10 protein-coding genes are annotated in these 12,147 nt (G+C 63.7%); 2 read left to right on the forward strand and 8 right to left on the reverse strand.

Translation table 11 applies throughout. The annotated features are described in order from the left end of the window. Positions 1 to 78: 78 nt before the first annotated feature. From JSO19_RS04460 to JSO19_RS04470, 3 genes are read right to left on the reverse strand one after another with little or no spacing between them, the layout of a single operon-like run. Positions 79 to 1,152, reverse strand: coding sequence for a PrpF domain-containing protein (locus JSO19_RS04460; RefSeq protein WP_270910005.1), 1,074 nt, complete (start codon positions 1,150 to 1,152; stop codon positions 79 to 81). Continuing rightward, entirely contained in the window at positions 1,145 to 1,843 is a 699-nt protein-coding gene (locus JSO19_RS04465) for a 4-carboxy-4-hydroxy-2-oxoadipate aldolase/oxaloacetate decarboxylase (RefSeq protein ID WP_270910007.1), read from the reverse strand. The genes JSO19_RS04460 and JSO19_RS04465 overlap by 8 nt, the downstream gene beginning before the upstream one ends. After that, complete coding sequence (locus tag JSO19_RS04470) at positions 1,840 to 2,595, reverse strand: PIG-L deacetylase family protein (protein WP_270910008.1); 756 nt, start codon at positions 2,593 to 2,595, stop codon at positions 1,840 to 1,842. Before JSO19_RS04470 ends, JSO19_RS04465 begins: the two co-directional genes overlap by 4 nt. A 192-nt stretch (positions 2,596 to 2,787) precedes the next feature. Between JSO19_RS04470 and JSO19_RS04475 the strand changes: the two genes are divergently transcribed. After that, positions 2,788 to 3,456 carry a GntR family transcriptional regulator gene (locus tag JSO19_RS04475; RefSeq protein ID WP_270910010.1) on the forward strand — a complete coding sequence of 223 codons (669 nt, stop codon included), beginning with the start codon at positions 2,788 to 2,790 and terminating at the stop codon, positions 3,454 to 3,456. 56 nt (positions 3,457 to 3,512) lie between these two features. Here the strand turns inward: JSO19_RS04475 and JSO19_RS04480 are convergent, their stop codons facing one another. The 5 genes from JSO19_RS04480 to manA all read right to left on the reverse strand — a co-directional run bounded on the left by JSO19_RS04480 (position 3,513) and on the right by manA (position 10,648). Further along, the gene (locus tag JSO19_RS04480; RefSeq protein ID WP_270910012.1) at positions 3,513 to 4,100 is read right to left on the reverse strand and encodes a hypothetical protein; all 588 of its coding nucleotides are present in this window, start codon (positions 4,098 to 4,100) and stop codon (positions 3,513 to 3,515) included. Positions 4,101 to 4,111: 11 nt separating this feature from the next. Next, on the reverse strand, positions 4,112 to 5,479 hold the full coding sequence (locus JSO19_RS04485; RefSeq protein WP_270910014.1) for a DUF5719 family protein: 1,368 nt from the start codon (positions 5,477 to 5,479) through the stop codon (positions 4,112 to 4,114). Then, the gene (locus JSO19_RS04490; RefSeq protein WP_270910015.1) at positions 5,472 to 8,849 is read right to left on the reverse strand and encodes a glycosyltransferase family 2 protein; all 3,378 of its coding nucleotides are present in this window, start codon (positions 8,847 to 8,849) and stop codon (positions 5,472 to 5,474) included. The genes JSO19_RS04485 and JSO19_RS04490 overlap by 8 nt, the downstream gene beginning before the upstream one ends. A 72-nt stretch (positions 8,850 to 8,921) precedes the next feature. Beyond that, the gene (locus tag JSO19_RS04495) at positions 8,922 to 9,236 is read right to left on the reverse strand and encodes a WhiB family transcriptional regulator (protein WP_217136104.1); all 315 of its coding nucleotides are present in this window, start codon (positions 9,234 to 9,236) and stop codon (positions 8,922 to 8,924) included. A gap of 104 nt (positions 9,237 to 9,340) precedes the next feature. Continuing rightward, the gene (gene manA, locus JSO19_RS04500; RefSeq protein ID WP_270910017.1) at positions 9,341 to 10,648 is read right to left on the reverse strand and encodes a mannose-6-phosphate isomerase, class I; all 1,308 of its coding nucleotides are present in this window, start codon (positions 10,646 to 10,648) and stop codon (positions 9,341 to 9,343) included. A 112-nt stretch (positions 10,649 to 10,760) separates the two neighbouring features. On the opposite strand from manA, the gene JSO19_RS04505 reads away from it, so the two are divergent. Continuing rightward, complete coding sequence (locus JSO19_RS04505) at positions 10,761 to 12,128, forward strand: O-antigen ligase family protein (RefSeq protein ID WP_270910018.1); 1,368 nt, start codon at positions 10,761 to 10,763, stop codon at positions 12,126 to 12,128. Positions 12,129 to 12,147 lie beyond the last annotated feature (19 nt).

Raw genomic sequence — 12,147 nt, forward strand, 5'->3', positions numbered from 1 at the left:
TATTGAAAATATTAGATGTAATCAAAATCGTCAAGCATATTGTTGACAATCTTTGCAACAAATCGATAAATCATTGCTTCACGCGTAAACGACACCATCAAAAAGCTTGCGTGCGGTGCGCACAGAGCGCGAATTCGCCCTCCACTCACCGCGCTCGTCTTTCCACGCGCTCGCATCAACCGCCAGCACCCCAGAGGGATGCTCGATGGTGATCGCGCGGTCATCAGACCCGATGCGCCCACCGGCCGCTACCGCCGCAACAGAACCTTCGACCCGAGCTGAAGCAGCAAGCCCCGCGGCCATGAGTACACCGATTGAGCGGTGCACCCTGTGCGGTATCAAAGCACGCACCGCCACGTCTGCCCCCTGAGACGGAGGCGAGACGACCAGCATCTTCGGAACTGTGAGGCTTGTCACGTCACCGAGCCCCATACGCACTCCAGCTTCAATACGGAGCTCTTCAATCAGGCCAAGTAGCTCAGGCATCGATTCAAGCTGCTCAACTGTTTCCTGCCCAGAAATACCGAGCTCCCGTGCGCTCACGATTGCCACAGGCATACCGTTATTGACCAAGCTCACCGTTATCGCGTTGATGGCTTCACTCACCTTGCCCGTCACAAAGAGTGGGGCTTCGCGTGGGCTCACTTCAAGCTCAATGGGGTTTCCAGTACCTGGCACCCCTTCGAGGCCAAACGTACCCTCGTAGGTAACCTGCTGGTCAGGTGTCATGAATGTCGCTCTCGCGATATCGCCCGTGTTCACCAGATGAATACTCACGGTTGTCTGATCGCCTTGCGGCTGCACAAGCCCTCTTTCAACGGCGAAAGGCGCAACACCCGCGAGAATGTTTCCGCAGGTTTGAGCCCCGCTCACCACGGCCTGCTCGACCCCGACCTGAAGAAACTCATAGTCGACATCAACGCCCTCCAAGGCAGAAGGTGAAACGATCGCCACTTTGCTGGTGAGCGGATGCCCGCCCCCTACCCCGTCGATCTGACGCGCGTCAGGGCTCCCCATGACGCGCAACAAAAACGCATTGCGATCGGCAATGGCACTCGGCACATCTCGGCCTTCAAAGAACAACCCCTTTGAAGTACCACCACGCATCCACATCGCTGACGCATGCTGAGCCGTTGCGGTCGCGTCAGGCACGATCGAGCTCCGCTTGTGGCACGTAGCTCACCCCGAGTTCTTCGAGCTTCGGACGCAAATGATTGTGATCGAGGCTCAGCTTGCCCTCAAGATACGCAGCACGGGCTTCTGATTCTTTCGCAACACGCGCATACGACGCCTCGAGCACCGCCTCAGCGTCTTCGGGAGCAAGGCACAACACCCCATCATCATCAGCAATCACGATATCGCCGGGCCGAATAACAACTTCACCGACTACAACCGGCACGTTCACACTGCCAGCGGTGTTTTTCACCGTGCCCTGAGCATTCTGAGCTGCAGCCCAAACGCTAAAGCCCATTTCACGAAGCTCACGCACGTCGCGAACCCCTCCGGTTGTGACGAGCCCACGCACGCCCCGATAGGCGAGTGCAGTGGCAAAGAGCTCTCCGAACGAACCCGCGAGCGAGGGGGTCGGTGTTGTAACCACGAGAACATCTCCTGCACGACACTGCTCTACCGCCGCATGAATCATGAGGTTGTCACCCGGCCAGCACAGCACCGTGACCGCGCTTCCTGCAATACATTTTCCCTGTTGCAGCGGGGCAACGATGGTGCCGACAAGGCCTGTTCGCCCCATTGCTTCGTGCACAGTCGCCACTCCAAGCTGCTCAAGTTGCTCAACAAGCTCAGCGCGTGGCCGTTCAATATCTGTCACAATCACCGACTTCATGCGAGCACCCCCGTGACCTCTGGGTAGAAACGAACATACGCTTCTGCAAGCGTCTCGTGAGCCAAGCCCAGGTTTGGCCCTGCATTGCGCTTCAGCTGCACACCGCGTCGCACTGCGAGATCTGTGTAGTACGACCACATGTGTTTCTGCGCAGGCATGCACTCCATTGCCTGTTGCTTACGCGCAAAGGCCTCGGTGATGTCGAGCAGTACGTCTGGCTTGAACTCACACTGCTCACCTTGATGCGGCTCAAAGAAGAAGACCGGCGGAGCCCCAATGATGTCTTCTTTCGTGGGAAATGAACCGTCTGAGTTCTGCACACCAATCGCTTGCGCAAGAACACGGGCCTGAAGCGCCATCCGCGCAGCGGCCGGATGGTCGCCGTTATAGGGGTCAGCCAGAGTGTGGGTGAGCACGACCGTCGGCTGCGTTCGGCGGAAGATATCGACGAGCTGCCGAACGATTTCTTGCGATTCGAGCAGGGGGTAGTCACCCGCATCAAGAAATTCAATATCAGCCCCGAGCGCAGCTGCGGCTGCTTCGGCCTCTTCTCTGCGGATCGCCTTTATTTCTTCCAAGCTTTTGCCCTGGAGCCACTGACTCGCAGACTCGCCCCGCTCACCGTATGAAAGACACGCGACAGTCACCCGCTCCCCTCGCAGAGCAGCGGCAGCAATGGCACCGCCTGCTCGCCAGACGAAATCGCCAGCGTGGGCGCTGACAACGAGGGTGGAAGGTTCGGTGTGTGACAATGTTCCTCCTTGAACGAAAGCTCAGGCACACGTTGTGCGGCCCGATCGAATGCTGTGTCACCATCTTCACACATGTAAACAAGATTGGTCAAGATATTGTTAACAATTATGGTCGCCTTTTTTGTCGTCGTTGGTTACACTTTTCACGTATCCACTATTTGTTGACGCGCAACCGATGCGAAAGGAGCTGCCTTGGTCACTCCCACCGCTGCTACCGCTTCACACCCCATTTCTCCTGATGTCACTGCCGATCTCAGAACAGCGATTCTCAACGGGGAATTTGCCCCGCAGCAGCGCCTTGTCGAGGTCGACTTGTGCGAGCAGTTTGGTGCATCAAGGGCAACAGTACGCACCGCTCTGCTCAATCTGAGCACCGAGGGACTTGTCGAACGACTGCCGAACCGGGGTGCCCGCGTTCGAGCGATCTCAGTCGAAGAAGCGATCGAGATTCTTGAGGTACGCCTGCTCCTCGAATCTTTGTGCGCAAGAAAACTTGCAGAAATAATAACCCCGGAGCAATCGCTGCGCTTAACCTCATTGCGGGCAAACATTGTTGAAGCGCTCGACACCAATAACCTCGTCGAGTACTCAGCCCTACATCAACAACTCGATGCGTTTATTCGAGAACACTGCGGCCAAGAGACTGCCGCCCAACTACTGCTTTGGTTGCAGGCTCAAGCAGCAAGACACCAGTTCCGACTGAGCTTTCGCCCTGGCCGAGCACAAACCTCAGGCCCCGAGCATTTAGCCATCATCGACGCGATCACCTCGCAAGATCCTGATGCGGCAGAAGCGGCAATCCGGATCCACTTAGAAAGCGTCATCGCTGCGCTCAAGGAAACACAACCGAGTCTCAGCTAACGTCCTCGCCTCTGTTTTCCTGCCTATCGTTTAAGCAACGCCTCGGGCAAACCCCACTAGTAGTGCTCGAACCGCCCGGGGAGCAGCGTCCACGGGTCTTCGCCCAGGTACTCGCACACGGCCTGGTACACGCACCACTCGACGAACATGCGGCGGTGCGTCTCGTCGGGCTCGTGCAGGCCCCGGAACCGCTGGATGGGCGCGCGAAACAGGTAGATCATGTGTTCGCCAGGGCTCACGAGCCAGAACATCGGCTCCTCCGAGTGGGTGCCCTCGGGCATCTCGTATGGGGGCAGCGACATGAAGCCGATGTTGACGCCGTCGAGGTCGTCGGGCAGTTGCTGGCGCAGGTACTGGATGGTCGCGGCGGCCCAGTGCTTGAACGTTTCCACGCGGGAGTGCGGATCGCGCACCTTCGTGCCGGTGAGCGATGAGCGGATCGGCCGGCGCCCGTGGCGGCGCACCGGCGGGGTCGAGTCGCCGGGTTGCGCGGGTGCCGATTGCCCGGTGCCCCGTTGCGCGGCGCCAGCGCCTTGCTCGGCAGCGCCTTGCTCGGCAGCACGCTGCTCGGCGGCGCGCTGCGCAGCCGAGGGTTGCGCGGGCTTACCCTGCGGCTGGGGCTTTGGTTTACGACGGCCAAACATCACGCACCAGCTTAGCGAGTATAAACGGTGAACTCTTCGATCAGGCTTGCTGAGGCGAGCACCGGGTAGGTCGAGAGGGTGTGCTCGTCGAAGAGTGTCACGCCAAGGGCGAAGGGGGCTTCGCCCTGAACGGTGGCCTCGCCGGCTTTCGCGATCTGCTTCGCGGTGTAGGGCTCGAGAGTCACGGTCGACTCACCGACGGTGAACTCGGCTTTCTTGTCACTCACGTTGGTGAGGGTGAGGGTTCCGCCGGGTAGCGTGAGCGCCTTCACGGTTTCGCCTGAGCTGAAGACGCTCGAGGGGGTCATCCACGCGAAGTCGTGTTCGTTGTTGTTGTGCAGCAGCGCCATCACGCCGCCAACGATGGGTTCGTCGCTCTCGACGATGACGCCGGTGGCCTCTTTCGGTAGCTTCGACAAGCCGAGGTCGGTCACGACGCCAGCCTCGAGGTCGACTTCGCCGATGAGTGCGCGCTCCTTGTCGGCCGTGAGCGAGAACACCTTTGCCTTCGTCGCGACCTCGGGTGAGAGCAGCCTGGCGAGCGCGGCATCGTGCCCGTCTTCGCCCTCTTCGCCGTGCGTGTGGTTCTCGTAGGTGCGCACACCCGAGAAGACGAGCTCGGTCGATGGTGTCAGCTGCGCGTTGACCGTGTCGGCACCGATGGGGGTGATGTCGGTGATTTGGTGTACGCCGAGGGTTGCGAATACTGGCGATCCGCTGGCTTGTACACGAATGGCGGTGCTGTCGTAGCCGGCACCGAAGCCGCTCAGCGGAACCGTCTTGGTGGTCGCGGGCGGAACGAGCACGCCGGTGGTTCCGACGCCTTCGACGGGGCCTTCTTCGTTAAAGACGCCGATCGTGACGGTTGCGGCGACCGCGCCGGGGTTCGAGAGGGTGATGACGCTCGAGATGCCGCGGGCGGTGCTGCCGCCCACGATCCACTGCTCGTTGGTCGCTTCGCCGCAGCTTGACGCGGCGAGACCCCTCACGGTTTCGGTGTCGATGCGCTGCTGTTGGGCTGCGCGAAAGTCTTCTGAGCCGGGCACCGTGTGTGAGCTCGGCGGCGTCGCGCCCGAGAGCTGCAGTGCGAGGTCGGTTTTCGTGGTTTCGCTACCGCTCACCTTCGTTTCGGCCTCGCCGATCGGGGTGACGTCGTTGGGTGAGCTGGCGTTGAGGCCGAGCACGCCGAATGAGCCCTGGCACACGATCGAGGTGTTCGTCGTGGTCGCGGTGTTCACGGTTTGCGACGGGACCTCGTGCTTGACCGTCGGGAGGTTCGCCTGCCCCGCCAGCATGATGAGGAGCGCGCCGACCGCGGTCACCGCGATTCCGGTGCCGACCTGGGCACTGCCGCGCACCAGTTTGCTTCGATTACTCATCGCGCGCCTCCCGGTGTGCATCGTTCGTGTTGGTGGTCTCGTCGAGGCCGGTCACTTCGGGGCTTGAAAGGTCGGCCGATCCGCCCACGAAAATCGTGTCTTCGTCGGGCAGTTCGTGCTCTTCGTGCACGAGCGCCGGCTCGTCGTCGGCCGAAGCTTCGTCGCCAGCCAGAGGCTCGTCGTCGCGGGCTTCGCCCGTTTCCCCTTGCGGATCAGCCTCAGCGAGCATCGCGTCAGTGATAATCGGCACCTCGTCGGTCTGGTCTGAGACCTCGCGCGGGGTTGCGTCTTCGAGCACGGCAGCAGGCTCGGCGTTCAGTTCGCCGTCGGCCGCGTCGGCCTCGGCGGTGCCGGCGTCGGCGTCGGCGTCGGCAGCGGCTTCAGCCGCGGGGGCCACGGCGATGCCTGAGTCGGTGAGCGGCGCGAGTTTCTTGGCGGCCCTTCCCCGTGGCTTGCGGTGCTTCTCGGGGCGCATGCGCACCTCGCCGGTGGGCAGCGCGAGCAGGAACATGAGGCCGAGCAAGATGAGCTGGGCGACCCAGAGCATCTTGCCGCTCACGGGGCGCTGCTCGGTGGTTTGGATGTCGAGTTCGTCGTCGGCGAGCTGCGCGGTCGCCTGGGCGGCGCTCTCGGCTTCGTCGTCGCTTTCGGCAGCGTCGGCAGAACCCTCGGCCGAGTCAGCGCCCTCAGCAGCCTCGCCGCCGTCGGCCGGGGCCGACTCGTTCACACGCCACAGCAGGCCATGCGAGGTGTCGCCGATCGGCGAGAGTGCCTCGCTCTGGTCGAGTGCTTCTTGCAGCAGCGAGCGAATCTGCGCGCCGCCGGAGCCCGGCGTATCGCCGAGCAGCACGAAGCGAATGTTTGCGGCCTCGAGCTGCTCCTGCAGTTCTGAGGCGCCGAGGCTCGCGAGCGATCCGACGAGTTCTGAGAGCGCTTGCTCTTCAGAGGCCTTTGCGGCGGTGAGCTGCGCGGTGCGCACGCGGTCAAGGGTCAGGGTGTTTCCGCCTCGCAGCTGTGCGCGCAGCTCGTCTTCGCCGAGCGGCGTGATGACGAGGGCTTGCTGCGTCGGGTTGATCGCAAACTCTGCGTCGATGACGGCGGGAATGGGCTGTCGGTCGACCGTGAGTGGGCTTTCAGCGCGAACCTGCTGCACCATCGTGGGAAGGCCGAGCAGGATGACACCGACCATGGCGACGATGGCGACGGGTACCTCGGCGCGCAGCAGCGCCTTCAGGCCGAAGGAGGCGAACGAGATGAGGCCGATCCAGTACAGCGCGAGGCCGGCGCCGGCCGAGACCGCGACGAGCTCTGAGCCGAGCGGCACGAGCAGCAGGTGGGGGGCGACAACCGCCGTGAGCATGCCCAGAATGGTCATGAGCCCGAGCATGATGGTGCGCCTTACCGGGCCGGTGCACGCACCGACCACCGCGAGAATTGCGAGGGGCGCGACGAGGCACATGGCGACGACCCACGGTGAAGCCCAGCTCTCGACGCCGATGAGGCTGAGGGCGCCGGGCAGGCCGCCGAGGCCGGCCTCGGGAAAGCCGAGCAGCATGTCGGCGGGCGCCGCGGCGGTGTGCTGCAGCGGGGCCGACGGGTCGGCGAACATGTCGAGGGGGCGGCCAGAGGCCACAGCGCTCAGCATGCGGGGCACGCCGAGGGCGAGGGGCACGATCGCGATCGCACAGAGTTTTGAGGCGCCGCGCGGGTAGCAGGCAACGGCGGTGATGAGCAGCACGAGAGCCGCAGGGTACAGCACGGGGCCGGCCGCGAGCACGACGGCGGCGATGAACGAGGCGACGCCCGCCCAGCTCCACGACTGCGAGGCACGTGAGACGGCATAGAGCAGCCACGGCAGCGCGACGACCACCACGAGGGTCGTAATGCGGCCGGTGATGAGCGCCGAGAGCAGCACGGGCGAGGCGCCCCAGGCGATGCCCGCGAGCAGCCGGCCAGCGGCGTGCTCGGTGAGTCGGCTCGCCCACATCCAACCGCCGAGGGCGGCTGCGGGCACCGAGCCGATGAGTAGAACGATGACCGCGAGTGAGGGGTTCCAGAAGGTGATCGTGCCCATGAGCGCGAGCACCCATGCGAAGGGGTCGGCGGGAATCGTGTGCGCGAACGAACCGAGCGATTGCACGTTCACGGCCGCGGCGCTCACGGTGCTCGACCACAGGCCGCCGAGCGACTGGGTCAGCTGGCCGGCTCCTCCGCCGGTCACGAACGACGCACCGAAGAGCCACCAGGTGAACAGGGCGCCCACAGCGAGCGCGCTCATCGTGAGCGCGAGGCCACCGGTTTGCACGAAGTGCAGGTCTTCGCGCTGCCTGCCCTGAACGGCAAGAATCGATTCCTTGCGCACCATTCGCACCGACGCGACGGTCTTGCGTTCGGTGCGGAGCGGCCGAACCGCACCCCAGCCGGCGGTATTGTGCCGTCGAATGTTTGCGCGAGCCCGCCAGATGCTGCGGGGGTGGAAGAACACCTGCAGTGCCGCGACGAACTCGCCGAGCATCGTCCCGGGTCGCTCACGAATGAGTGCCCACATCATGCCGAGCACGCCGATAATCGGTAGCCCGAGCCACATGAGCGGGGCGAACACCGCGGGCGCGTAGGTGATACGGCGATACAGGCTCGCGGCCCGTGACTGCCGGTGGGCGCGCCGCAAGACTCCGGCACGGTGGTTGATCTCGGGGCCCGCAATGCCGGTGCGGGCATAGCGAAGTCTCGCCTCGGGGGCCACAATAACGCGGTAGCCCGCGAGTCTCGCGCGCACGCTGAAGTCGAGGCCGTCGTCGTAGATGGGAAGCGCGGGGTCGAAGCCGTCGAGACGCTGCCAGACGTCGCGGCGCACGAGCATGCCGACGGGCCCAACGCCCATAACGTCTTCGTAGTGGTCGTACTGCTGCTGGTCGAGCTCGTGTCGATCGAGCACCCAGCGGCCGCCCGCCCAGGTGAGCCCCTGGCTCAGCTCAATGATGCGTGAGGGGTCATGCCAGTCGACGAGTTTCGGCCCCGCGACAACCGCGGTGCCACTCGCCTTCACCTTGAGCAGCAGGTGCTCGAGGGCCGATGGTTCGGGCGCCGAGTCTTCGGCGAGCAGCCACAGCCACTCTTCGCGGGTGTCTTCGAGCTCTGCGAGGCCGCGCTCGGCCGCGGCAATGGCCTGGCCGAAGCTAGCGCGCTCGTTCATCGCGATAACGGCGTCGATGCCCTCACCGCTGACTGAGGCTGCGAGCCCCTCGGGGCCGCAGGCGACCACAACGATGCGGTCGGGCATGACGGTTTGCGCCTTGAGCGACTGCAGGGTGAGATCAAGCTTCTCACCCTGGTGCTTGGCGACAAGAATCGCGGTTACATTACTTCGCATAACGCAAGTAAGTGTAAACGCCCTCGCTGTGCAACACGCTGAGGCGTGCCGGGCATGGGCGAAGCACTCAGGTTAGGCGCGTTTGCGCAGTTTGCGGCGCTCGCGCTCTGAGAGCCCGCCCCAAATGCCAAAGCGCTCGTCGTTCTCGAGTGCGTACTCGAGGCACTGAGCGCTGACCTCGCACGATTCGCACACGCGCTTGGCTTCCCGCGTCGATCCGCCCTTTTCAGGAAAGAAGGCTTCGGGGTCAGTTTGCGCACAGAGTGCGTCGGCCTGCCATGCGAGAGCGGTGTCTTCGTCTTGGCGGGTCCCTGGAACACCAAGGAAAACGGGGTCTACAAACCAGTTGTTCGGAACCTGCGATGCGGGTTTCTCGTTCTCGGTCACTGCCCCTCCTTCCTTACAAAGCGTTTAGGTTACCTCATAATTACACCGGTGTCATTCGCGCAAGTCAAGCCGGACATAGTAAAGCCTCAACCACTACTTGAAGGTCAGGACACGCCCTCGACCCTCGAAATGTCGCCTTCTGGTCGACTGCCGACGCTCGCCACGAAGGCCTCGCCCGAGCCCGAAAGCTCGACGGCCCCACCCGCCGAAATGTAGAGAGAATGGCCCTTTCTCACGCTTGCGACCTCACGCAGATCGGCCCCAATTCGCTCGACCCGCAGCACCCCTTCAGTCGCGATCATGACGAGTGGGTACGGAGCCTCAAGAGACACGGCTCTCGCCAAATGCATCCCGGGCGCGTCGAGCGGGTCGTGCTCGGCGTCAACGCGCACGCGGTGCAACTGAAAGTCGGGAATGGGCGGTTGCCAGGTCGTGAGCCCGGGCGCTGGCGTCGCCCCATAAAAGAGCGGATCGTTGGTGGTCGCCAGGTCGAGAATACGGCGAAACTCTGGCACGTCGATGTGCTTCTCGGTCAGCCCGGCGCGCAGCACGTTGTCAGACGACGCCATGATCTCTACCCCGACACCGCCGAGGTAGGCGTGCAGCACGCCCGCGTCGAGGTACAGCGCCTCGCCCGCATCGAGCGTGACGACGTGCATGAGTAACGAGATGAGCACGCCGGGGTCTCCGGGGTGCGTGGTCACGAGCCTGCGCAGCACGTCGCGGCGCACGCCGTCGAGGTCGAGCGGCGCATCGCCCATGATCACTTCGGCGAGCGCCCGAACGGTCTCGGTCACGATTTCGTCACCAGGTAACAGCCAGTCGAGCAACGCCTCTCGCCCGGCCATACCGTCGACGCTGAGCCTTGCCGCACTCTGCACTCGCGCCGCGAACGAGAGCAACAGCTGGCTGCCCCTGGCCCCGCAGGTTCCCGAGCCCCGAGCGATCGCCGCCGCGTCGTTTGCCGCGTCACCGAGCTCTCGCCAGCCGCTCAGCGCCTCGATGCGCGAGAGCGCGACGAGCAGCTCGGGCTTGTGGTTCGCGTCTTTGTACGAGCGGGCGGGATCATCGAGCGCGATTCCCGCGGCGTTCTCACGCGCGAATCCCTCCCGCGCCTGGCTCTTGCGGGGATGCACCTGCAGCGAGAGCGGCGCCCCGATGCCGAGCACCTTGAGCAGAAAGGGCAGGTGCCCGCCGTCGACGCCGTACACCTCGGGGTTTCGCTCGATGAGGTCGATGAGGGTGAGCGGCTCGGCCATGCTGCCAGCAACCTGCGCCGGGTCGACCTCGTGGTCGCCGAGCCACAGCTCCGCCTGCGGTTCACCGGTCGGCTCAGTCGCGAGCACCTCTGGCAGGGCTTCGCGAGAACCCCACGCGTAGGTGCGTGGAACGTTCTGTATAAATATGAGCACGCGGCACTCTCTTATCTTCGACTGGCTTATCTCTCTGGCGCACCGCTTAAGGTTTCCCGTGGAACACCGACGTCATGGAGAAGCACACCAACTCGCAATTACACTACATACCATGGCTGAAATTACCCGAGAGGCGAAACACCACCGCCTCGGCGTGAACGCATACGCAACCGCGACCTTCTTTATCGCGCTCGGCGGCAACGCGTTTCGCAACCTGCTCGGGCTGCAGGGGTACGTCGCGCTCGTGGTCGTGGTGTTCGGTATCGGCATCGCGCTGTTCATCAAGCAGCGCCCCGAGCGCTTTCGTTGGTACCGCCTGCCAGCGCCCCTGACGCTCTTTCTCGTCTTCGCCGCGCTCTCGATTCTCTGGTCGCAGTACCGGCTCGAGTCACTGCTCGGCGTCACGGCGCAGCTCATCACGACGGCCGTCGCCGTGATGCTCGCGCTACTCCTGACGTGGCAAGAAACACTCAGCACCCTGGCGAGTGCCTTTCGCTACCTGCTCGGCCTCTCGATCGTCTTCGAACTGTTCGTCTCGATCTTCATTCGCGAGCCGCTCTTGCCGTGGTGGATCGAGGCTCCCGAGGGCAAGACCCCGAATCTGCTCTACTGGAGCCGTGACCTCCTGTTCGAGGGTGGCCCGATTCAGGGCCTGCTCGGCAGTTCGACGCTGCTCGGCTTCGCGGCGTTGCTCGGCCTCATCATCTTTGTCATTCAGCTTCGTGCCGGCACTGTGCGCCCATTTGCGGGCTGGTTCTGGGTCATCGTTGCGCTCGCCACGCTCGTGCTCACGAGGCCCGCGACGGCGCTCATCGCTGGCGGCGTCGTTGTCGTCTCGCTCTTCTTCGCGCTCTGGGCGAGGCGGGCGAAGGCCGACCACCGCATGCCCATGTACTTCATCGGCGCGGCACTGCTCGCGGCGTGCGGCACGCTCGCGATCGTGTTTCGCGACAGCTTCTTCGGCATCTTCGGCAAATCGGGCAGTCTGACGGGCCGCACCGAGACCTGGCAAAAGGTCATCGATCTCGGCTCAGAGCACCCCGCTGCCGGCTGGGGCTGGGTGAGCTACTGGGCCCCGTGGGTCGAACCGTTTAAGAGCCTCGACGTGCAGGGCGGCATTCCCGTCATGCACGCGCACAATGCGTGGCTCGACGTCTGGTTCCAGCTCGGCTTCATCGGGCTCGCCCTCTTCGGCTTGCTCGTGTTCGTCACCACGTGGCGCGTGTGGTTCAGGGCCGTCGACCAGCCGAGGCGCGGCCCCGGCGCTCCCCTGCCCTACGCGACGAGCGCGCTCTGGCCGTTTCTCATCATGATGGCGATGCTCGTGCAGTCGCTCACCGAGAGCCGCATGATTGTCGAGAGCGGGTGGCTTCTGCTCGTGCTCTTCACGGTGAAGACCCGTTTCGACTACGAGGTGCCCTCGAGCCAGGATGACCAGAAGCGCATTCCATGGCGCGATACGCCGATTCCACGCGGCTAGCGGTGAGACAGTAAAGCTC

It is taken from the genome of Leucobacter sp. UCMA 4100, from assembly GCF_027853335.1.
Classification (GTDB): domain Bacteria; phylum Actinomycetota; class Actinomycetes; order Actinomycetales; family Microbacteriaceae; genus Leucobacter_A.